Consider the following 20,656-nt stretch of genomic DNA (forward strand, 5'->3'; position numbering starts at 1 on the left):
CGCGACAGGCGCGGTGCTCAGAGACGTGCAGGACGTCCCGGACATGCTCGATGCAGGCGCGCCGGCGCGCGGGGCTCAGAAGTTTCCCCGGGCCGCCTCCTGCAGGATCAGCTTGTCGAGGGTAAGATCCGCGATCGCCTTGCGCAGCCGCTGGTTCTCGGTCTCCAGATCCTTCATCCGGCGCACCTGGTCGGACTTCAGCCCACCGAACTCCTTGCGCCAGCGGTAATACGTGACCTCGGTCACGCCAATCGCTCGGATCGCGTCAGCCACGCTCTGCCCCTGCGAGACCAGCACGTCCACCTGCCGCAGCTTGGTCACCACCTCTTCCGGCTTGTGCTTCTTCGTTCCCATCGCGTCCGTCCTCCGTCGGCTCAAAGCCATACTTCAGGGCGGACCACTCCGATGGGGGCTGACCACTCCCGCAGATCGCTCAATGCCGCCTCCATGCAGGAATGCATCCTCGCGCCGGCACTCGCCCAAAGGCAAACCCGGGCGAGTGCTTAAGGGGCTTGGCAAATCGTTCGCGCGGTGGTTCTGTCCAGCGTCTGCCTTTGGAGAGGCGGGCCATCCGGGTGGCGGGAAGCCGTCATGCCGGGCCGAATGGCGAAGCCTCAAGGGCACTCCTCGCTGACTACCGCGAGGATGACCCATGCGTGCAATCCAGGCTACCACCACCCGCATACCCGTTACCGCCCACGTCCGCGGCCACAACGAGCGCCGCGAGGAGGCCTCCCTGCTCTCGGAGAGGGAGATCAAGGCGATCCAGCGCAGCCGCCACAGGACCAAGGAGCTGGCCCGGGCGTACAGCGTCAGCACCGAGACGATGTCCTTGATCCGATCCGGCAAGCTCTGAGCGGGGCAGATGGCCCGCTCGGGCTCAGTGCAAACCCGGGCGGGTCGGAGGATGAGGGTCGCAGGGGATCCAGCGCCTTGTCGTCCTGGCGAGGCACTGGCTTCGGCCAATCCGCCAGGACGGTGTCGGCCCGATGGTAAAGTTGCCCGGCCAGCTTTTGGGCAAGGCTCTCTATGGCGGGAACCAGGGCTTCGGGGACCGGCCGCCGCCCCGAGATCCAGTGAGCGACCTGCGCCTGTCCGACCGGGCGGCGAGCCTCCTTCGCCAGGGCGGCCGCGAGATCGGACTGCCAGCGCACTCCGAACACACACTCTCCGAGGCGGATCACACGCGTGCGAAGGGACAGCTGCCGCTTGGTGAGGCCGGTGAGGTCGACCTTCACCTCTCGACGCGGCTTTGGGGCAGAGGCGGTCACGTGTTGGTCTCCATGATTGAACGGCTGACGCGCTCCGACGGGCGCGCGACGCGGTGGATCTGACGGATCGTGCCGAGGGTCTCGTTCCCGCGCCAGTGCGGACGCACAATCTCTACCCGGCCGCGCTTCAGCCGCCAGTGCGTCCGGAGGTGATGGCGGGCTCGACGGACCACGTCATCGACTTCACGGGCCGGGGTTTTGCCGTAAGCCCGCCCCATGTCCTCGGGACCGTCGCGCCTCAGGACGATCTCGCTGTACCCGACGAGCTCGCGCTTTCCTCGCTTCGCCCGGGCCCGGTTGACGCGATCGAGGTTGACCGGATCCCGCTCGACGATCCTGGGCGTCGTGATCAGGGCGAGGACGGAGACCAGCCAGGCCAGCTGCAGGGGCGTCCCGGTCGGCTCCTCGAAGTGCGCCGCGCGATGCCGCGGCAGGGTCGGCTCGCCCTTTCATGTCCCCTCCGAGAAGACCCAGTTCCTGCTGACGTAGGCCCCGCTGGGGGTCGGGTGCATCCACATCGCATCCCCCGTGATCGGCCGCGTCGGATCGAGCGACACGACGTAGACCGCGCGCCTGGCCTCGCGGGTGGACCAGGGCACGGCCCCATGCCACTCGATCCATGTCGCAACACCCGGCACGCGCACATGCGCGAGTTGCCCGTGCGGATCGCGGCATCCGGCGGCGAGGTCGTTGGCGAGCCGAACGACGCCAGGCGTGAGCACGAACCGCTGTCCGAACTCAAGCACATGATCGACCCTGTCGATCGCGTCCTTGAGATCGGGGGTCGGCCCCCTTTCCCACGCCTGCCTGATGCCGTCCACGAGATCGTCCAAGAGCATCGCGCTTCCCCCGAGACCAGTGCGAGGCTCCCTGCATCCGCCCTGGGCGGAGGGAGCCCCGAGGCAGGTCTCAGGCGGCGAGAAGCGACAGGGCAGCCTCGTCGAGCGCCAGCTCGCGGGCCCGCTTGCGCTCCTCCGCGGCCAGACGCTTCTTGACCCGATCGATCCGCTGCCCCAGGGCGTGTCCCTCGATGCGATTGTCGCCCCCGGTCTTCGTCACCGGGATCCGGCTAGCCTCCTCATTCGTCAGGATCGTCGCGACCATCCTCCCGCGTTCGCCGATCGCGGAGACCACGATGCGGAGCCCGGCGCCCTTGCAGGCGTCGATCAGGCTATGGCGGCTATCACGATAGCGCCCGCCGTACCGCGCAGCCCTGCCCTTGAGGTCGGATCCGGACCAGGAAGAAACCCCGTGGATGAGGGAGGACTGGTACTCGCCTTTGCAGAGCCAAAGGACGATCTTCTTAGCTGCGGTGGTGGCGATCGTGCTCATCCGACGGGCTCCGTGCGACGGTGGCGAGAGTGCCTGTCCGTTGGCAATAAAATTAACACGACAGGATCCACGTTCAAAGACTTGGCAATAATTTTATGGCCAGCGAGGTGCGACAAGCTGTCGAGGGGCTCGACGCGGAGCGGGGCGAGCCTGGCCAATTCGTCGGCCGGCTCGGCGGGGTCGGGTCGGGGGGCCGGAAAGCAGAAGGGCCCGGGATGACCCGAGCCCTTCCGTCCACATAGATCCGTCAACCCCGGTGATCAGCCGGTCGCGGACGTGTCAGCCTGAGCGTGGCCCCTTTCAGGGGGTGCTCACCGGGGCGGCCACGGTGCTCCGCAACCCTCCCCGGCCGGGGCGGTGCCCGCAGCCATGACGCAGGATCCCACTCGTGCTCCGGGTTCGCAAGGCGGCGTGGTCTGGACAGGGACACGCCGTTCCCGGCCCGTTCCCCGGCCACAGGTCGGCCACAGATTGAGGCTCGTGGGCCACGGATCGGGGACGACGGAGGACGATGGCGAGCGACGACGAAGCAGGTCTCCCCGAAGGAGAAACCGGCCCTGCGCTGCGGAACGCACCCGTACGTTCCCACGTTCGGGACGTGGGGGTCGCAGGTTCAAATCCTGCCACTCCGACCATTCTTCCGCTGCCGGGCGGATCCTCGCACAGCCTCATCTCACAGCCTGTCCTTAGAAACGCCCAGGCAGGCATGGCACGCCGCATTCGCGCGCTCGGGCGACGCGGCGCGACCCCGACCGGCCTGCGCCCGGGCGGCGTGTCGTCACGAGCCAGCCTCGTCGAGATCACTGCCCTACCTCGAAAAGCGTAGCCCGTTTCGTAAACATAAGTTAGTCGCGCCTCCCCCGCATTGATCAACGAACAAAGGCTACGTCCACAGGCTTAACCTCTGTGAACGCTCAGTCTGTTTGACCTTCGTTCCTCGTCATGCATTCATTCGTCATCAATAAAAGCGGGGTGGGATGATGAACGTCGAGGAGAACGGATCTGGCGACCGCGTGGTCGATCTTTGTGCCGCCATCATTACGGCTTACGTATCGAACAACGCGGTCCCACCGAACGAATTACCGCCGATGATCGGCGCCATCCATTCGACCCTGTCCCAGCTGATGGCCCCGCCGGCCCCCGAGGCGCCGAAACCCGAGCCGCCGGTCCCGATCCGCCGGACGGTCACGCCCGACCACATCATCAGCCTGGAGGACGGCAAGCCCTACAAGACGCTCAAGCGCCACCTCGCCGGCCGCGGCCTCACGCCGGACCAGTACCGCGAGAAGTGGGGATTGCCGCGCGACTACCCGATGGTGGCGGCCCGCTACGCGTCGCAGCGCTCCGAACTCGCCAAGAACAGCGGCCTCGGGCGGCGGCGCCTGCGCGGGTCCGAGAGCGGCGACGACGGCGCGACGGCGGCCGCCCCTGCGGTGCGGCGCGGGCGGCCCAGAGGAGGCAAGACGACGTAGCGTATCGACATGCCGGAGGCCGCAGGGTGCTTGCGCAAGCTCGGCCGCGGGCTACCATCGCGCCGTCGCGACGATGGAAGGCGAGTCGATGCCGGAGCCGATTTCGCAGGTGGAATACTGGAACGGCGATGTCGGCGAGCGCTGGGCCACCATGCAGGCGGAACTCGACCGGGTTTTCGCGCCGCTGACCGACGCGCTGCTCGCCGGAGCCGCGCTCCGCCCCGGCGAGCGGGTGCTCGATATCGGCTGCGGCTGCGGCGAGACCGCCCTGCTGGCAGCCGGGCGGATCGGGCCCTCCGGGGCGGTCGCGGCCCTGGACGTGTCGCGGCCGATGCTGGCCCGGGCCCAGGCCCGGCCGGCGAGCGGCGCCCCGATCGCCTGGATCGAGGCGGATGCCCAGATCCATGCCTTCGCGGCCGAGCACGATGTCGTGCTGTCGCGGTTCGGGGTGATGTTCTTCGAGGACTCGCTCGCCGCCTTCGCCAATCTCCGGCGGGCTCTGCGGCCGGGCGGCCGTCTCGCGGTCCTGTGCTGGCGCACCCTGTCGGAGAATGCGTGGGTGAACGTGGCGCGCCGGGCGGTGCTGAGCGTGGTGCCGGAGCCCGCGCCGTCGCCTCCGGAGGCGCCCGGGCCGTTCCGCTTCGCCGATGGCGACGCGCTGACCGACGTCCTGGACCGGGCCGGCTTCGCCCGGGCCGCCGTGACGCCCGTCGATCGCCCGATCGAGATCGGCTCCGATGCCGAGGCGGCGACACGGTTCGCCGTCACGGTCGGGCCGGTCGCGGGGCTGCTGCGCGACCTCGACGCGCCGACGCGGGAGCGCGCCGTGGCGGCCGTGCGCGCCGCGATGCCGGAGGGAGGACTGGTGCGGCTCGGCGCCGCCTGCTGGCTCGCGACCGCGGTCGCACCGGAGTGACGGCGCCGCGCCTCAATCCTGACATGCTGGCGCCGGAGAGACGGGTGACGCACGGGTCCCGCCCCTCGAAGCTGCCCCCTGGGGATGCGGATCCCGCCGGCCGTTGATTTCGCTCACCGGGCCCCGCATGGTCGCGGCGGCGCGGAACGGCCCCGGTCCCGCGGCGCGATGGCGCCGCCCCAAGCGAAGGCGAAGGACATACGGTGAAGCGCGCGCGCCTCGACCCGGTCGGATCCCAGCAGGCGCCCCGCGGCCGAGCCGCCGATCCGGGCCATGAGCCGCCGCTCGACCTGTCGGGCGCCGCCTCGCCCCGCGCCGACCGCCGCGACGTCAACCTGCGCTGGCTCGCGGCCTGCGTCCTCACCGGCATGACCGGCGCCGCGCTGATCGGCTCGGCGATCTGGGTGTCGCTGCAAGGCGAGATCACCTTCGCCGAATTGCCGCAGGCGGTCACCGTGGCGCCCCGTCCGGTCGCCAGCGAGGGCGGCACCAACCTCGCCCGCAAGGGCGACCGGCTGGTGCGCAACCCGATGGTCGCCCTCGCCAAGCAGAGCTTCAAGGCGCCCGTGACCCTGCGGGCGGGCGAGCGGGAGATCATCAAGGTCCGGCCCTTCGTGCGGATCGCCACGGCGCTGTCGGCGACCGCCGGCATCGCGGCGACCGACATCCCGGCCTTCGACCCGATGCGCTTCTTCAGCGATCCGGGCACCGACCGGGCGCCCGAGGCGCAAGCCCCGGCCGATGCGCCGGATGCCGAGGTGTCGGTGGTCAAGCGCGACCTCGGCGACCTCGCGGTGCCGGCCGGGGCGCCCGCCCTGTCGGACGACGACGTGGCCGCGCAGATCGAGGAGGAGCGGCGGCTCGCCGCGGAGGCCGGCCGGCGCGCGGCCCTGCCGATCGCCCCGCAGCTGATGCTGTCGCGCACCCTGCGCAGCATGGCGACGCTGCCGGGTCTCGACGGCGGCGGGGATTTCGGCGGCAGCTCCGGCCCGTTCAAGTCGATCGAAGTCCGGGTGATGCGCGAGAACGTCACCGATCTCGCCAAGATCGAGCGCGAGCGCGACGCGCCGCTCGTCGAGGAGCGCGACGTCGCGATCAAGCGCGGCGAGACCCTGGAGGGCGTGCTGAAGGCCAATGGCGGCCTCGACGAGCAGGTCCGCCCGATCCTGGCGGCGCTCGGCACCCGGGTCCGGTCCGGCGCGGTCGGCGAAGGCCAGCAGATGCGGCTCCAGATCGGGCCCGGCCCGCGGGCCGGCGACCCGCGCCAGCTCACCCGGGTCATCCTGTACGGCGAATCCGGCGTCGAGGCCATCGCCGCCATGAACGACCGCGGCGCCTTCGTGTCGGTGGCGCCGCCGGTCCCGGAGGGCGCCGCCCAGAAGCCCGCCGCGAAGCCGGAGGCCGACGACGACGACGAGGGCACCGGCGCACGCCTCTATGCCAGCCTCTACGAGACCGCGGCGCGCCACGACCTGCCGCGCTCCACCGTCGAGGACATGGTGCGGATCTTCGGCTACGACGTCGATTTCCAGCGCCGCGTCGCGCCGGGCGACGGTATCGAGCTGTTCTACACCTATGACGAGGAATCCGGCGGCTCGGCAGAGCGGCCCGACATCCTGTTCGCGGCGCTCAACCTCGGCGGCGAGGCGCGGCGGATCTACCGCTTCCAGTCGCCGGACGACGGCAGCATCGACTATCTCGACGAAGCCGGCCGCTCCTTGAAGAAATTCCTGCTGCGCAAGCCGGTGGCCGACGGCAACATGAGTTCCGGCTTCGGCTATCGCCGCCACCCGGTGCTCGGCTACGCCAAGCTTCATACCGGCGTCGACTGGTCGATCCGGATCGGCACCCCGATCTTCGCGGCCGGCAACGGCACGGTGATCAAGGCGGAGTGGGATTCCGGCTATGGCCGCCGGGTCGAGATCCAGCACGCCAACGGCTACGTCACCACCTACAACCACATGTCGCGGTTCGGCCGCGGCGTCAGCGCCGGCGCCCGGGCCCGGCAGGGCCAGATCATCGGCTATGTCGGCTCGACCGGCCTCTCGACCGGCGCGCACCTGCACTACGAGGTGATCATCAACGGCCACTTCGTCGACCCGATGAAGATCCGCGTGCCCCGCGGCCGCGAGCTCGACGGGCGGCTCCTGGCCGATTTCCGGCGCCAGCGCGACCAGATCGACGGGCTGATCCAGAAATCCGGCGCGCCGACGACGCTGGCGCAGCGCGAGGCGATGCGCTGAGCCTGCCTCACGCGGGCTCTCGCCGTCCGCGACGGGCCCGACAGCCTCCGGGTCGTCCCGGGCTCCGCTTTCGCGGCCCCGGAACATCCGGAATGTCGAAGGACCGCGGCGGAGCGCGATCCCGTCTCGTCACGTGATCCGGCCGATGATCGCCTCCCGCGCCGCCCGGGAGCCGCAAAGCCGCTTCTTTGCCCGTTCCACCACCGTCGCCGGCGCCTCGGCCGGGGTGCCGGACGCGAAGGGCGGGGCCGGCGCGTATTCGAGAGCGAGCTGCACCGTCTCGGCCTCCTCGCGGCCGAGCAGCTCGGCCACCACGGCGAGCCCGAAATCGATGCCCGAGGTCACGCCGCCGGCGGTGATCAGGGTACCGTCGCGCACCACCCGGTCCTGCACCGGCACGGCGCCGAAGCGGGCGAGGAAATCGTGGGCATACCAGTGCGTCGTCGCCCGCCTTCCGGCGAGCAGCCCGGCCGCGCCGAGCACCAGCGCCCCGGTGCAGACCGAGGTGAGGTAGCGGACCTCCGCCGCGCGGGCGCGCACGAAGTCCAGGGTCGCCTCGTCCTCCATCAGCGCGTTCACCCCGGCGCCGCCGGGGATGCACAGCACGTCGAGCGGCGGGCAGGTCGCGAAGGTGGCGGTCGGCACGAAGGGAAGCCCGGTCGCCGAGCGCACCGGCTCGCCGTCCTTGGCGATCAGATGCACCGCGCTGTCCGGCACCGAGGCGAAGACCTCGTAGGGGCCGGTGAGGTCGAGCTGCTGGACCTGCGGGAAGACGAGGATTCCGAAACTGAGCGACACAGGCGTTCCTCCCGTTTGGCGGCAGGATCGTATGCGGCGGGATGAGGGGCAAGGGCCGTCAGGCCCGTCCTTCGTCCGGATCGAACCCCAGCCGGGCCCGCACCTCCGCCGCACTCACCCCCCGCTCGCGCAAGGCCGCCAGCGACTCCGACCGCAGGCTCTTCGACAGCTTGTCTCCCGCCTCGTCCCGGATCAACCCGTGATGGTGGTAGCGCGGGGTCGGCAGGCCGAGCAGGCGCTGGAGCAGCACGTGGAGGTCGGTGGCGGCTTCGAGATCCTGGCCGCGCACCACGTGCGTGATGCCTTGCGCGGCGTCGTCGAGGACCACGGCGAGGTGATAGCTCGTCGGCACGTCCTTGCGGGCGAGGACCGCGTCGCCCCACCGGGCCGGCTCGGCGGCGCGAACGATGTCGGGCCCGCCCGGCGAGAACGCGGTGTAGTTATGCGGCCCGGGGCAGGCGTCGAGCGCGCGGGCCATGTCGAGGCGCCAGGCATGGGGCGTGTCATGAGGCACGGCATGGGGCACGGCATGGGGCTCTTGCGGCACCGGCCGGCCGCGGCAGGTGCCGGGATAGAGCGGGGCTCCGTCGGGGTCGCGGGCGTCGCCGGCGGCCGCCAGGATCTCCCGGCGGGTGCAGGCGCAGGGATAGACGAGGCCGCGGGCCCGCAAGCCGTCGAGGGCGGCGCGGTAGGTGGACATCCGGGCCGACTGGCGCCAGACCGGCTCCGGGAAGCGCAAGCCGAGCCAGGCGAGGTCGGCGACGAGCGCGTCGGCCAGTTCCGGCCGGCAGCGCACCGGATCGATGTCCTCGATGCGCAGCAGCAGGTCTCCGTGCAGCGCCCGGGCTGCCCCTGCGTTGAGGAGGGCCGAGTAGGCGTGGCCGAGATGCAGGCGCCCGTTCGGGCTCGGGGCGAAGCGCAGGCGGGGAGACGGCACGGCGAGATGCGGGAGCGGACGATACCTCACGCCATAAGCCCAGAGGCCAGCGGCGTCACCGGGCCGCTGCTCGATTCCGAGGCCGCCCTGCGTGCCGGCACGGCGGCGTTGGCGCTCCTCGATCCGGTGATCGCGCGGCTGGTGGCGGAGGGGGCCGAGCCGGTTCTGCGCAAGCGCGCCCCCGGCTTCGAGGGCCTGGCCAGCATCGTGGTGGGCCAGCAGATCTCGACCGCCAGCGCCGCGGCGATCTGGGCCCGGCTCACCGCCCGCCTGCCGGACCTCACCGCCACGGCCCTGGCCGCGGCACCGGACGAGACCTTGCGCGAGGCCGGCCTGTCGGCGCCGAAGATCCGCACCCTGCGGGCGGCGGCGCAGGCCGTCATCGACGGCGTCCTGCCGCTCGACGACCTGCACGCAATCCCGGCCGACGAGGCCCACCGCCGGATGGTCGCGGTCCATGGCATCGGCCCGTGGACGGCGGATGTCTACCTGCTGTTCTGCCTCGGCCACCCGGACGCCTTCCCGGCCGGCGACCTCGCGCTCCAGGAGGCGGCGCGCCTCGCCGACGGGCGGGAGACGCGGCCGAACGCCGCCGCCCTGACGGCCCGGGCCGAGGCCTGGCGGCCGTGGCGCGGGGTCGCCGCCACGGTGCTGTGGGCCTATTACCGGGTCGCGAAGGCGCGCGACGGCGCGCCCGTTCCCTGAGACGGACGCCACCGCCCCGTCCCCGGCCCCTTCCCCGACCGCCCACGGAGCCCGCCCCGATGCCGATCCTCACCGGCCCGCGCCTGATGCCCCGCTCCGGCCGTCCGCCGCGCCAGCTCGTCGTCCTGCTGCACGGCTTCGGTGCCGACGGCAACGACCTGATCGACCTCGCGCAGGAATGGCAGCCGCTCCTGCCGGACGCCGCCTTCGTGGCCCCGCACGCGCCCGAGCCCTGCATCCAGGGCTTCGGCCGGCAATGGTTCTCCCTCACCTTCCGCGATCCGCACGAGCGCTGGCGCGGGGTGACCAAGGCCGCCCCGACCCTCGAGGCGTTCCTCGACGCCGAGCTGGAGGCGCACGGCCTCGGACCGCATCAGCTCGCGCTCGTCGGCTTCAGCCAGGGCTGCATGATGGCCCTGCACGTCGCCCTGCGGCGCCCCGCCCCGGTGGCGGCGGTGGTCGGGCTGTCCGGCATGCTGGTGCTGGAAGAAGGTCGAGGCCCGGAGAGCCTGACCCCCACGGCGGTCCCGCCGATCCTGCTGGTCCACGGCGACCAGGACGAGGTGATCCCGGTCGACGCGCTATTCCTCTCGGCCGAGGCGCTCGCGGCGGCGAACGTGCCGGCGGAGTGGCATCTCTCCGCCGGGATCGGGCATGGCATCGACGACGGCGCCCTGCACCATGGCGGCCAGTTCCTCGCCGCCGGCTTCGCCCGCGCGAAGGGTTAGCCCCGCGCCTCCCGGAGCGCGGCCGCGGCGCCGGCCCGCAGCAGGGCGCCATCGCCCGACAGCGCGATCAGGTCGAAGCCCTCGCCGATCAGCTCGCGGGTGCGCGGGCCGGACAGCGAGTAGATCCCGATCCGCTTGCCGGCCGAGCGGGTGCGCGCCATGGCGTGCTTGAGCGCGTCGCGCACCGCCGCGCCGTCGGGGTCGAGGCCGGCGCCGTTCGAGAGCGCGATCGACAGATCGGACGGGCCGATGAAGATCCCGTCGATCCCGTCCACCGCCAGGATGTCGTCGAGGGCGGCGAGCGCCTCGCGGGTCTCGATCATCGCCAGCGTCTGGCAGAAGCCGTTGGCCTCCCGCAGGTAGGTGTCGGGCGACAGGCCCGAGAGGGCGAGCGCCGGGGCCGGGCCCCAGCTGCGCTCGCCGAGCGGCGGGTACTTGGCGAGAGCGGCGAAGCGCCGGGCATCCTCGACGGTGTTGACCATCGGGGCGATCACGCCCGAGACCCCGGCATCGAAAAGCCGCGACACGGTGGCGAATCCGCCGACCGGCACCCGCGCCAGGGTCGGCTTGCCGCGGGCCGCCACCAGGGCGATGGTGCGGTTGATGCTGTCGAAATCGTGGGCGCCGTGCTGCATGTCGAGGGTGACGGCGTCGAAGCCTTCCGCGGCCAGCAGCCCCGCCACCGCGGGCTCGGGGATGCCGCACCAGGCCGTGACCAGCGGCCTGCCCTCGCGGAATCGCGCCGCCAGCGCGGCCACCGCACCGCCGCGTTCGGCCATTGCCCGTTCCCCCATGACGATCCCTCCCACCTCGCAGGCCGCGCGTTCGGCCGCGGCTCGTGGCGCGAGCTTAGGTCACGCGGGAGCCCGCCGTCGAGGCGCCGGTCCCCTCGCCCGCGACATGCCGCCCCCTCCTGCCACGCTTGCATCGTGCCCACGTCATGGGCATATCGACGCGACCAACGACCGCAACCGATCGCAGCGGCGTCCGGGCTCCCCCCGGCGCACCGGCTAACGCGTTGTGCTGCCTTCGCGGTTCGGGTAATTTGCCCCCGGCTGCCGGGACGCCCCGGATCGACGCGTCCCCCGGCCCGACCTCGCTCGTCAGAGGTCGCCGCGCCGCGGGTCCCACACGTCGTCAGGAGCCTCGGCCCCATGGACTTCCTCAAACCACGGTACACGCCTATGAATCGCCGCCGTCGCATCTACGAGGGCAAGGCGAAGGTCCTCTACGAGGGTCCCGAGCCCGGCACGCTCATCCAGCATTTCAAGGACGACGCGACCGCCTTCAACGCCAAGAAGCACGAGGTGATCGACGGCAAGGGCGTGCTGAACAACCGGATCTCCGAATTCGTGTTCCAGCACCTCAACGACATCGGCGTGCCGACGCACTTCATCCGTCGGCTCAACATGCGCGAGCAGCTGATCCGCGAGGTCGAGATCATCCCGCTCGAGGTGGTGGTGCGCAACGTGGCGGCGGGCTCCCTGGCGACGCGGCTCGGCCTGGAGGAAGGCACCCAGCTCCCGCGCTCGATCATCGAGTTCTACTACAAGAACGACCAGCTCAACGACCCGATGGTGTCGGAGGAGCACATCACCGCCTTCGGCTGGGCGACGCCGCAGGAGATCGACGACATCATGGCGCTGGCCATCCGGGTCAACGACTTCATGTCGGGTCTCTTCCTCGGCGTCGGCATCCGCCTCGTCGACTTCAAGATGGAGACCGGCCGGCTCTGGGAGGGCGACATGATGCGCATCGTCGTCGCCGACGAGATCTCCCCGGATTCCTGCCGCCTCTGGGACATCAAGAGCCAGGACAAGCTCGACAAGGACCGGTTCCGCAAGGACCTCGGCGGCCTGATCGAGGCCTATACCGAGGTGGCCCGCCGCCTCGGCATCCTGGGCGAGAACGAGAAGGTCCAGACCGGCGGACCGCGCCTGGTGCAGTAAGGTTCTCCGGCTCGCGCCGGAGCGGGACGAGAGCGGGGCCGCTTCCGGAAGGGGGCGGCCCCGTCGTCGTTCAGGATCATCGTCTCGCGCTCGTGCGGCGGCCCTGGCTCGCCGACGGCGAGAACCCGGGTGCCTATCACCACTGGCAATGCGGAAACCCGGCGGCCGGCGCTCCGCTTCGCCCTGTACCACCGGCGGTCATGGATCCCGGGTCCCGCTGCGCGGTCCTGCGATGACCCGGAGGGTGCCAGGACCCGTGGCAGGTCGACGGGCTCACCGCAGCCCCGCTCCCGCCCAATCCCGAAGCCGCACATACGTCCCCGCCCGCGGATCGAAGGCCGGGTGATACCAGGGATCGTTCTCCAGCCGCGCGCCCCAGCGCGCCCGCAAGCGCGCCACCTCGTCCTCGTGACGCACGCGCGCCTCCGGAGTCCAGCGCCGGCTCGCCGCCTCGTGGTGGTACAAGACGGCACCGGGCACCATCAGGGTCCGGTAGCCCGCCGCCTCCAGCCGCAGGCAGAGGTCGACGTCGTTGAAATCGACCGCGAAGGCCGCCTCGTCGAAGCCGCCGACCGCCCGGAATTTCTGGGCCTCCACCGCCAGGCAGGCCGCCGTGACGGCCGAAACCCGGTGCGTCGCCTGCAACGAGGCGAGGTAGCCCGGCGCCGCGCCGGGAAAGTGACGGTGGGCGTGGGTGACGAGGCCGCCGGTGCCGAGCACGATGCCGCCATGCTGGATCCGCTCGCGCTCGTCGAGAAGCTTCGCGCCGACCGCGCCGACATCCGGTCGCAACGCCTCCTCGGCCATCCGGCGCAGCCAATCCGCCTGGAACGCCACCACGTCGTTGTTGACGAACACGAGGAGCCCGCCGCGCGCCTCGGCCGCCGCCCGATTGTTCATCGCCGCGAAGTTGAACGGGCCAGGAGATGGCAGAACCCGGACGCCCTCGTCGCGAAGGTGCTTGAGATAAGCCAGCGTGCGCGGATGGCGGCTGTCGTTGTCGCAGACGATGATGTCGAGGGACGGCCACTCGGTGTGGGCGCGGATGCTCGCGATGCAGGCGCGCAGCAATTCGACCCGGTCGCGGGTCGGGATGATGATCGTGGCGAGAGGCGGCGCGGGGATGGCGCGACGCAGGGAGAGGACGCCCGTCCCGTCGACATGGCCGGCGCCGGCGAGGTGTCGCTCGGCGAGATTCCGGCGCGCGCGGGCCCAGTCCTCGGACGGCGCCGCCGCGAACGGCGCCCAGGTCGAGAGCGGGCGCGGCAGGTGGCGCACCGCATCGGCATTCTCCCCCGCGAGCCGAAGGAGCAGGTCGGCCGCCTCGGTGCCGGGCAGGGACGGGTCGAGCCCGAGCCGGTCGAGCACCGGGCGCCGGACCGCCACGACCGGGCCGATGTAATCGGCAGAGAGCAGGTAGTCCGGGTCGAAGGCCGGGCGCAGGACCGGCAGCAGCGGCCTTCCTCCCGGCCCGAGCACGAGGGCGTCGCCGTAGAGGGCGGCGAGGCCGGAATCGGCCGCGAAGGCCTCGGCGATGGCCGTCGCCGCGCCGGGATGCAGCCGGTGGCCGGGCGCCGTGAGCACCACGAGCGACGCCGATGCGGCGGCTCCGCCCCGGATCGCCGCCGGGGTGGCGACGCACAGGCCCGGTACGGTCTCGGGCGCACCGGTCGGAAGCGGTGGGACAGCCAGGGCGTGGCGGGCGCCCCAGAGAATCGCGGCCCGGTCGCGGGCCCGCACACGCTTGCCGGCGAGCGCCGCACGCAGGACGCCCCACGCCTCGCCGGGGCGCTGTGCCGCGAGGAGCAGGCGGATGAGCCAGCGCCGGGCGGGGCCGGGCTGGCCCTCGGCAAAACGCAGGAGATCGAAGGCCGGGTGAGGCGGCAGCCTCATTCCAGCTCCTCCCCGAAGGTCGTGACCGCGAAGGCCGGGTGGTAATACGGGTCGTTCCGGATCACCTCCCGCCAGCGCGCCGCGAAGCAGTCGCCCTCGGCCTCGAACCGCGCCCGCGCCGGGCCGACGCTCGGGCCGCGGCTGACCGATTCGTGGTGGGCGAGCACCGCCCGCGGGGTCCAGACCGCATGCCAGCCCCGGGCGCCGAGGCGCAGGCAGAGATCGATGTCGTTGAAGTCGATCGGGAAGGCCTCGGCATCGAGGCCGCCGACCGCCTCGAACTTCACCCGCGTCACCGCCAGGCAGGCGGCGGTGACGCCCGCGACCTCGTGCGCCACGGTGAGGCGGCCGAGATGGCCCGGCGTGTCGGCCGGCCGATTGCGCAGGATGTGCCCGGCCCGGCCGCCGAGCCCGACCACGACGCCGGCATGCTGGATCCGGCCGTTGCCGAACAGGAGCTTGGCCCCGACGGCGCCGACCTCCGGCCGCAGGGCCTGGCGGACGAGGGCGGCGAGCCAGTCCGGGTGCAGCACCTCGACGTCGTTGTTGAGGAGCACCAGGACATCGCCGCGGCTCGCCGCTACGCCGTCATTGACGAGGCGCGAGAAGTTGAACGGGCCGGGCCGGTCGAGGCGGCGCACCCGCGGATCGGATTCCCACTCGGCATAGAGCGCCGCGACCTCCGGATCGGTCGAGCCGTTATCGACGATGACGAGTTCGAGGGACGGATAGGCGGTGTCGTGCAGGACGCCTCGCACCGCCACCCGCAACAGATCCGGCCGGTCGCGGGTCGGGATGACGATCGAGACGAGCGGCAGCGGCTCGGGCAGCGGCCAGTCGAGATCGAGCACGTCGCCGGTCCGCACCATCGTGGCCGGCGAGCCGGCCCGGTCCAGGGCGGCGGCGAGGTCAGCCGCATGGCCGTCGGGATCCGGCGTCTCGGTCGCCGTGCGGCACAGGATGCGGGGAATGCGACGGACGCGCGACGGGCCGGCGAGGGTCGCGGCGAGGAGAAGCGCCCGGGCACCCTGCTCCGGCTCCCAGCCGGCGCGGGCGGCGAGCGCCGTCGAGACCAGGAGCGGCCGGCCCGGATAGAGCGTCGTCAGAGCGAGGTCCGGGCTCCAGCCCGGCTTGAAGCAGGGGCGCAGGCCGTCCCGCGTCTCGGTCTCGCTGTCGGCATAGGCGATATCGGCGGGCTCCCGCCCCGCGAAGGCGGCGGCGAGATGGGTCAGGGCGTCGGGGGCCAGCACGTCGCCGGGGCGCAGGTGGCCAATCGCGGCGCCGTCGGGCCTTGCGCCGTCGCCGATCCGTGGATCGGGAGGAAGGCCGGCGGGAGCCGGGCCACGCCAGAGCAGCGACAGGCGCCAGTCGCGATGGCCCTGCGCCAGCAGCGCTTTGACGGTGCGGCGCACCGCTTCCGCCTCGTCCGGCGCCGCCTCGAGGATCAGACCGAGACGCGGCAGCGGTCCGGCCGGCTCCCGGTCGAGGGCGGGCTCGAAGGGCCGGACGCGCTCGGCCTTCCAGGCCGGGTACTGCGCGAGGGGCCGCACGCCCACGGCGATGCGCAGGGTGTTGCGCAGGCGGCGCACATCGCGGCGCAGCCATTGATAGAGCGCGACGGGGAGCTTGTCCGGCCGGCGGCGCGCTGCGATCGCGAGCACCACCGCGCGGGAGAGGAGCCGGGCCGTCTCGATCCGGAACCCCTCCGCCGGGGCGGCGAGCAGGATGTGCCGCGTGCCGGGCGGCACCGGCCCGAGCCAGGCGGCGCGCCCGAGCACCGGCCCGGGCAGCACCGCGTCCTCGTGGGTGCCGTCGGTCCTGACGAAGCGCAGCAGCGGCCGCACCGGATCGGCGAAACGGTCGAGGGCGTAATCGAGGGCGAGCCACCGCCCCCCTGTCGGCCGGGCGGGGATCAGCTCGCGGGTGAAGTCCGGGTCGTCCGCCCGGGGGGCGATGCGGCAGGCGCCGGGCGCCGGGCTCACCCGTCGGCCGGGGCGGCGGCGGCAGGCTTGCGCCGCGGCGCCCGGGCGGGCTTCGACGGGCTGCCGAGACCGACCTCGATCTCGAAATCCTTCGCCTGGGCGGCCGGCACGACGAAGCCGTTCTCCACCACCGTGAAGCTGCCGCTGGCCTGGCCGGCGGGAATCGTCGCCACGGCCTGATGGCTGCGCCGGCCGATGACCTGGCTGCCGGCCTTCAGCGTGACGACGACAGGAGCGGTAAACCGGCCGGGAGCGCCGCCGGGCCCGAGCAGGACCATGCCCTGCACGCCGACGGTGACGACCGTGCTGCCCCCCTCCGCCGGCCGGCACGCCCGACTCAGCTGGCCGAGGCGGATCTGCGTGCGCACCGTGCCGCCGGCCATGGTCTGCAGGGAAGAGCCGCCCTCGGTGACGTCGATGGTCGGGCAATAGACGTCGTCGAGGTTCGGCGGCGCCTCGGGCGGCTTGGTGGTGCCGCCATACTTGAAGATGTTGGCGAGGGGATTGCCCTCGTCCGGCTGGGCGGCACTCTGGGCCAGCGCGGGGCCGGCGAGCATCGCCGTCGCCGCGGCGAGGCCTACGAGACAACGAGCCGTCACGATCCTCTCCCGCACCATGCTCTCCCGGTCTCCGGTCACTTCAGGCTGTCGAAGCCGTCCTTGAACCCCTTGAGGGAGAGCGGGATGCCCACCCCCTCCTCGGGCGTCTGGAAGACGATGAAGGTGGCCTGCTGGCCGGACTTGAGCTGGTTGATGAGCTTGTCGTCCATCACCACCTCGGCGACGCAGCCGGTGGACAGGCAGCGCACGAACGAGGTGCGGCCGATCTCCGCCTGGTCGACCTTGAGGCCGAGGCCGGAGGGCAGGAGGACGCCGAGCGGCGCCACCACCCGCAGCAGCGTGCCGCGGTTGTCGGCGGTCTTCAGCACGATGACCACCAGCGAGAGGTTCGGCCGGTCCTCGGCGGCGACGTACTGCACCAGGGCGCATTGCTCGGCCTTGGCGCCGGCCGGCGTCTCGCAGCGCAGCTGCCAGTCGTCGAAGGTCTGCTTCACCGCGCCCTGCGCCAGGGCGCCGGAGGCCGGCAGGCCGAACGCGAGCGCGAGCCCGAGGCTGGCGGCCCGCACCCGGCGTCCGATCCGTTGCAAGCTGTCTTCCACGCCGCTCACCGCTCCGCTGCCCCGGCCGCATGCCGGTCCGGGGGCGTTCCGACCACGGGGCCGGGATGCTGTCAAGCCGAGGCCCCCGCCGGATCCTCCGGCGGGCGGGAACCCGTGCCGGAATGCGGGCTTAGCTGTATGGCCGCCGCAGCCGGCAGTTGTTAGTGGTTTCACACGGTTCGCGGTTCATAATTGCCCGATCCGCCCTCCCCTCCCCGCGAGAGCCGCCCCCGATGAGACGCGCCGCCCCCTCCCTCGCCCTCCTGCTGCTGACCGCCGCTCCCACCCTCGCTGAGCCGCTGCCGGTCGACGAGACGACCTACATCGAGCGCTCGCTCAACCACGATGCGACGCTGACGGTCGAGCACCCGCCGGTGGCCCGCAACCCGCGCGGGCGCCGGGCCTCGCGCTCGGCCGAGATCGCCGGCTTCTGCCGCGACGGCGGCGTCGTCCGGCGCCGGGGCGAGAACGGCGAGATCATCCTGCGCCAGCGCGAGAACTGCGACAGCATCGCCCCCCGCACCCTGTATCCGGGCCACGTCGATCCGCGCCCGGCCTGGCCGGCGGAGCGCGTCGTGGTGGTGCGCACGAAGGGGTAGAAACCCTTGCGGGAAATCCGCCGGTAAAGAGGGTCCGGCTCGTCGTTCCGGGGCCGCGAAGCGGAGCCCGGAATGCGGAGCGGGCTTGACGTCGGCCGGTCACGGCTATTGACCGCGGACGGCCGGCGGAGCGAGCGCGGGCCCGCTCCTCAACCGTAGCGGTGCAGCTCGGTGCCGTGCCGCTTCAGCCAGGCCTCAGGCTCCTCGTAATCCGGGTAGAGCCCGGCAACGACGCGCCAGAACCGGTCCGAGTGGTTCATCTCGGCGAGATGCGCGACCTCGTGGGCGGCGAGATAGTCGAGCACCGATGGCGGCGCCATGATCAGACGCCAGGAGAAGTTGAGCTGGCCGGCGGCCGAGCACGAGCCCCAGCGGCTGCGGGTGTCGCGGATGGTCAGGCGCTTCGGCGCCCGGCCGATCGCGCCGGCATGGCGGGTCACCGCGGCGGCCAAGTCCCGGCGTGCCTCGGCCTCGAGGAAGTCGCGCACCCGGCGCCCGACATGCGGCAGGCCGCAGGATACAGCGATCACCGGCGTCCCACCGGCGGCTTCCGTCGCGGTGGTGGCGCCAGAGACCGTCGACCAGTGCAGGATGCGGTGGGGGACGCCGCGCAGCGGCACGACCGCGCCCGGCACGAAGGCGACCCGCTCGGGCAGCTTCGCCACGCGGGCGGCGATCCATTGGCCGTGCGAATCGGCGAAACGCTGCGCCGCACCGAGATCGGTGCGCTCCGGCAGGGTCAGGACGATCTCGCCGGTGGCGCTCGATACCCGCAGGGTGATGCGCCGGGCGGCTGAACGACGGCGGACGGCGACCGGGTAGCAGGTGCCGGCATGGATGACGGTGACGTGGGTGGGTTCGGGCGCCGACCGGCGCAGGAGCGCGACTCGCATGCCACCTTTGTACCCGGGAGACCCCGCGCCTGTCAGCGTCCCGGATCGCTGCGCGAGGCCGAGAAGCCGCCCGATCCAGGCGCGGAGAACGGGGATCGGCGACATCGCCGCTCAGGAAGAGCCGGCGCCGCGGGGGCGGCGACGGCTCGAACAGATCAGGACGCCTCGCGCAGATCGGCGACGGCCTGCGTCCCCTGCATCTCGTGCATGAAAGCGGAGATGCGCGGCGCGATGTGGGCGCGGAAGCGCGAGCCGTTGAAGACGCCGTAATGGCCGACGCCCTTCTGCAGGTGATACAGCTTGCGCTCGGCGGGCAGGCTGGTCGTCAGGTCGAGGGCCGCCAGGGTCTGGCCGACGCCCGAGATGTCGTCGTTCTCGCCCTCCACCGCCATGATGGCGCAGTGGCGGATGGCCGTCGGGTCGACGGGCGCGCCGTGGTGGCGCATCGTGCCCTTCGGCAAGGCGTGCTCGACGAACACGGTATTGACGGTCTGGAGGTAGAACTCCGCCGTCAGATCCATCACCGACAGGTACTCGTCGTAGAATTCGCGGTGCTTCTCCGCCGAGTCGCCGTCATGGCGGACGAGGTGCTTGAACATGTCCCAATGCGCCGTCAGGTGGCGGTCGAGGTTCATGCCCATGAAGCCGGAGAGCTGGAAGAAGCCGGGATAGACCTCGCGCCAGGTGCCGGGATAGCCCGGCGGCACCACGGTGATGCAGTTGCGCTTGAACCACTCCGAGCCGCGCTCGGCGGCAAGGCAGTTCACTGCCGTCGGCGAGCGGCGGGTATCGATCGGCCCGCCCATCAGGGTCATCGAGGTCGGCACGCCGGCCATGCCCTCGGCCTCCATCCGGGCGACGGCGGCGAAGACCGGCACCGAGGGCTGGCAGACCGCGATCACGTGCAGGTCCGGTCCGAAGGCCTGGAACATCTCGATCAGGTAATCGATGTAGCTGTCGAGGTCGAAGCGGCCGGCCTCGAGCGGGACCATGCGGGCGTCGATCCAGTCGGTGATCATCACCTCGTGGGCCGGCAGCAAAGCCTCGACGGTGCCGCGCAGGAGCGTGGCGTAGTGGCCCGACATCGGCGCCACCACCAGCACCTTCGGCTGGGCCTGGGCCGTCGGCCGCTTCAGGTCGCGCTCGAACTTGATCACCTGGCAGAACGGCTTCGACCACACGATCCGCTCGGTCACGTCGGTCGTCACGCCCTCGACGACGGTCGTCGGCAGGTTGAAGGCCGGCTTGCCGTAGCGCCGCGTGGTGCGCTCGAACATCTCGCACGCCGCCGTCACGGTCCGGCCGTACGGCGTGTAGGTCATCGGGTTGGCGGGGTTCTTGAACGCAAGCTGCGTGGCGTCGGCGGCGACCCGGGCCGGCGTCAGCATCCAGTGCGCTGCTTCATACCAAAAATACGAGAGATCCATGACGCCACCGTCCACGATTGACCCAGCGACGTGCGCACCCGCCGCCAGGAGACGCCCGACCCAACAGGGAGTCGAACAATAGAGTATCGGTATTGAAGGGCAACACTTGCGGAAAACCAAGCTGTCAAATGGTGGAACTGTGCCCTTTTTGCCTCAACCCCCGCGAGCATTCCGGTTTTTCGGAAAGCCGGCGCGACGGGCCGGCCAACGATGCCGCATCGCGCCCGGCCCCGCGCTTGCACGGACGATGACAACGCCCTGATCCCAGGAGGGTTGCGGCAGCCGGGGCCGCCCCGGGTTTTGCGGACATGTCGCCCTGGGCGGCGGGCGGCGCCGCACTATGGTCTCGGCC

20 protein-coding genes and 1 pseudogene are annotated in these 20,656 nt (G+C 71.8%); 9 read left to right on the forward strand and 12 right to left on the reverse strand.

Features of this window, described 5'->3' with window-relative positions:
* A pseudogene (locus tag FF100_RS26135) lies at positions 1-354 on the reverse strand (transposase); the annotation flags it as partial.
* Between the two features lie 298 nt (positions 355-652).
* Here FF100_RS26135 and FF100_RS26140 point away from each other — a divergent pair.
* Positions 653-856 (forward strand): hypothetical protein, encoded by a 204-nt coding sequence (locus FF100_RS26140; RefSeq protein ID WP_139038701.1) that lies wholly within the window; start codon positions 653-655, stop codon positions 854-856.
* Positions 857-989: 133 nt separating this feature from the next.
* A complete protein-coding gene (locus FF100_RS26145) occupies positions 990-1,334 on the forward strand; it encodes a hypothetical protein (RefSeq protein ID WP_205825028.1) in 345 nt (114 codons plus the stop codon).
* Between the two features lie 386 nt (positions 1,335-1,720).
* Here FF100_RS26145 and FF100_RS26150 read toward each other — a convergent pair whose 3' ends face one another.
* Positions 1,721-2,104, reverse strand: coding sequence for a hypothetical protein (locus FF100_RS26150; protein WP_139038703.1), 384 nt, complete (start codon positions 2,102-2,104; stop codon positions 1,721-1,723).
* Between the two features lie 76 nt (positions 2,105-2,180).
* Positions 2,181-2,603, reverse strand: a complete 423-nt coding sequence (locus tag FF100_RS26155) for a hypothetical protein (RefSeq protein ID WP_139038704.1) — start codon at positions 2,601-2,603, stop codon at positions 2,181-2,183.
* Between the two features lie 980 nt (positions 2,604-3,583).
* On the opposite strand from FF100_RS26155, the gene FF100_RS26165 reads away from it, so the two are divergent.
* The 3 genes from FF100_RS26165 to FF100_RS26175 all read left to right on the forward strand — a co-directional run bounded on the left by FF100_RS26165 (position 3,584) and on the right by FF100_RS26175 (position 7,234).
* Complete coding sequence (locus FF100_RS26165; protein WP_139038808.1) at positions 3,584-4,075, forward strand: Ros/MucR family transcriptional regulator; 492 nt, start codon at positions 3,584-3,586, stop codon at positions 4,073-4,075.
* Between the two features lie 88 nt (positions 4,076-4,163).
* Positions 4,164-4,991, forward strand: coding sequence for a class I SAM-dependent methyltransferase (locus FF100_RS26170; protein WP_139038705.1), 828 nt, complete (start codon positions 4,164-4,166; stop codon positions 4,989-4,991).
* A gap of 203 nt (positions 4,992-5,194) precedes the next feature.
* Positions 5,195-7,234 (forward strand): M23 family metallopeptidase, encoded by a 2,040-nt coding sequence (locus FF100_RS26175; RefSeq protein WP_139038706.1) that lies wholly within the window; start codon positions 5,195-5,197, stop codon positions 7,232-7,234.
* Positions 7,235-7,363: 129 nt separating this feature from the next.
* On the opposite strand, the gene FF100_RS26180 is transcribed toward FF100_RS26175, so the two are convergent.
* Both FF100_RS26180 and gluQRS read right to left on the reverse strand, forming a co-directional pair.
* A complete protein-coding gene (locus tag FF100_RS26180; RefSeq protein WP_139038707.1) occupies positions 7,364-8,032 on the reverse strand; it encodes a DJ-1/PfpI family protein in 669 nt (222 codons plus the stop codon).
* Positions 8,033-8,090: 58 nt separating this feature from the next.
* The gene (gene gluQRS, locus FF100_RS26185) at positions 8,091-8,969 is read right to left on the reverse strand and encodes a tRNA glutamyl-Q(34) synthetase GluQRS (RefSeq protein ID WP_139038708.1); all 879 of its coding nucleotides are present in this window, start codon (positions 8,967-8,969) and stop codon (positions 8,091-8,093) included.
* Positions 8,970-8,975: 6 nt separating this feature from the next.
* Here gluQRS and FF100_RS26190 point away from each other — a divergent pair, with 6 nt between their 5' ends.
* On the forward strand, positions 8,976-9,674 hold the full coding sequence (locus FF100_RS26190; RefSeq protein ID WP_139038709.1) for a DNA-3-methyladenine glycosylase family protein: 699 nt from the start codon (positions 8,976-8,978) through the stop codon (positions 9,672-9,674).
* A 59-nt stretch (positions 9,675-9,733) separates the two neighbouring features.
* A complete protein-coding gene (locus tag FF100_RS26195; RefSeq protein WP_139038710.1) occupies positions 9,734-10,402 on the forward strand; it encodes an alpha/beta hydrolase in 669 nt (222 codons plus the stop codon).
* Here FF100_RS26195 and FF100_RS26200 read toward each other — a convergent pair.
* Positions 10,399-11,181, reverse strand: a complete 783-nt coding sequence (locus FF100_RS26200; protein WP_139038809.1) for an HpcH/HpaI aldolase family protein — start codon at positions 11,179-11,181, stop codon at positions 10,399-10,401. The genes FF100_RS26195 and FF100_RS26200 overlap by 4 nt on opposite strands.
* A gap of 375 nt (positions 11,182-11,556) precedes the next feature.
* Here FF100_RS26200 and purC point away from each other — a divergent pair, with 375 nt between their 5' ends.
* Positions 11,557-12,351, forward strand: coding sequence for a phosphoribosylaminoimidazolesuccinocarboxamide synthase (gene purC / locus FF100_RS26205; RefSeq protein ID WP_063928401.1), 795 nt, complete (start codon positions 11,557-11,559; stop codon positions 12,349-12,351).
* 273 nt (positions 12,352-12,624) lie between these two features.
* On the opposite strand, the gene FF100_RS26210 is transcribed toward purC, so the two are convergent.
* The 4 genes from FF100_RS26210 to FF100_RS26225 are packed head-to-tail and all read right to left on the reverse strand — an operon-like array spanning position 12,625 to position 17,373.
* A complete protein-coding gene (locus FF100_RS26210; RefSeq protein ID WP_139038711.1) occupies positions 12,625-14,244 on the reverse strand; it encodes a glycosyltransferase family 2 protein in 1,620 nt (539 codons plus the stop codon).
* Positions 14,241-16,226 (reverse strand): glycosyltransferase family 2 protein, encoded by a 1,986-nt coding sequence (locus tag FF100_RS26215; RefSeq protein WP_139038712.1) that lies wholly within the window; start codon positions 16,224-16,226, stop codon positions 14,241-14,243. Before FF100_RS26215 ends, FF100_RS26210 begins: the two co-directional genes overlap by 4 nt.
* On the reverse strand, positions 16,223-16,825 hold the full coding sequence (locus tag FF100_RS26220; protein ID WP_246102387.1) for a hypothetical protein: 603 nt from the start codon (positions 16,823-16,825) through the stop codon (positions 16,223-16,225). Before FF100_RS26220 ends, FF100_RS26215 begins: the two co-directional genes overlap by 4 nt.
* 35 nt (positions 16,826-16,860) lie before the next feature.
* The gene (locus FF100_RS26225; protein ID WP_425463355.1) at positions 16,861-17,373 is read right to left on the reverse strand and encodes an invasion associated locus B family protein; all 513 of its coding nucleotides are present in this window, start codon (positions 17,371-17,373) and stop codon (positions 16,861-16,863) included.
* 245 nt (positions 17,374-17,618) lie between these two features.
* Between FF100_RS26225 and FF100_RS26230 the strand changes: the two genes are divergently transcribed.
* Positions 17,619-17,984: a hypothetical protein gene (locus FF100_RS26230; protein WP_139038713.1), complete on the forward strand. Its 366-nt coding sequence runs from the start codon at positions 17,619-17,621 to the stop codon at positions 17,982-17,984.
* A 149-nt stretch (positions 17,985-18,133) separates the two neighbouring features.
* Here FF100_RS26230 and FF100_RS26235 read toward each other — a convergent pair whose 3' ends face one another.
* Complete coding sequence (locus FF100_RS26235) at positions 18,134-18,877, reverse strand: M48 family metallopeptidase (protein ID WP_139038714.1); 744 nt, start codon at positions 18,875-18,877, stop codon at positions 18,134-18,136.
* Positions 18,878-19,032: 155 nt separating this feature from the next.
* On the reverse strand, positions 19,033-20,304 hold the full coding sequence (locus FF100_RS26240; protein WP_139038715.1) for a polyhydroxyalkanoate depolymerase: 1,272 nt from the start codon (positions 20,302-20,304) through the stop codon (positions 19,033-19,035).
* Positions 20,305-20,656 lie beyond the last annotated feature (352 nt).

Origin of the sequence: Methylobacterium terricola, from assembly GCF_006151805.1 — a bacterium.
Taxonomy (GTDB): domain Bacteria; phylum Pseudomonadota; class Alphaproteobacteria; order Rhizobiales; family Beijerinckiaceae; genus Methylobacterium; species Methylobacterium terricola.

Excerpts from the sequence above, each read along its gene's own strand:
- FF100_RS26140 (WP_139038701.1), top strand. The coding sequence starts at position 653 with ATGCGTGCAATCCAGGCTACCACCACCCGCATACCCGTTACCGCCCAC.
- FF100_RS26145 (WP_205825028.1), top strand. The coding sequence starts at position 990 with ATGGTAAAGTTGCCCGGCCAGCTTTTGGGCAAGGCTCTCTATGGCGGG.
- FF100_RS26155 (WP_139038704.1), bottom strand. The coding sequence starts at position 2,603 with ATGAGCACGATCGCCACCACCGCAGCTAAGAAGATCGTCCTTTGGCTC.
- FF100_RS26165 (WP_139038808.1), top strand. The coding sequence starts at position 3,584 with ATGAACGTCGAGGAGAACGGATCTGGCGACCGCGTGGTCGATCTTTGT.
- FF100_RS26170 (WP_139038705.1), top strand. The coding sequence starts at position 4,164 with ATGCCGGAGCCGATTTCGCAGGTGGAATACTGGAACGGCGATGTCGGC.
- FF100_RS26190 (WP_139038709.1), top strand. The coding sequence starts at position 8,976 with ATGCGGGAGCGGACGATACCTCACGCCATAAGCCCAGAGGCCAGCGGC.
- FF100_RS26195 (WP_139038710.1), top strand. The coding sequence starts at position 9,734 with ATGCCGATCCTCACCGGCCCGCGCCTGATGCCCCGCTCCGGCCGTCCG.
- FF100_RS26200 (WP_139038809.1), bottom strand. The coding sequence starts at position 11,181 with ATGGCCGAACGCGGCGGTGCGGTGGCCGCGCTGGCGGCGCGATTCCGC.
- purC (WP_063928401.1), top strand. The coding sequence starts at position 11,557 with ATGGACTTCCTCAAACCACGGTACACGCCTATGAATCGCCGCCGTCGC.
- FF100_RS26210 (WP_139038711.1), bottom strand. The coding sequence starts at position 14,244 with ATGAGGCTGCCGCCTCACCCGGCCTTCGATCTCCTGCGTTTTGCCGAG.
- FF100_RS26230 (WP_139038713.1), top strand. The coding sequence starts at position 17,619 with ATGAGACGCGCCGCCCCCTCCCTCGCCCTCCTGCTGCTGACCGCCGCT.
- FF100_RS26235 (WP_139038714.1), bottom strand. The coding sequence starts at position 18,877 with ATGCGAGTCGCGCTCCTGCGCCGGTCGGCGCCCGAACCCACCCACGTC.
- FF100_RS26240 (WP_139038715.1), bottom strand. The coding sequence starts at position 20,304 with ATGGATCTCTCGTATTTTTGGTATGAAGCAGCGCACTGGATGCTGACG.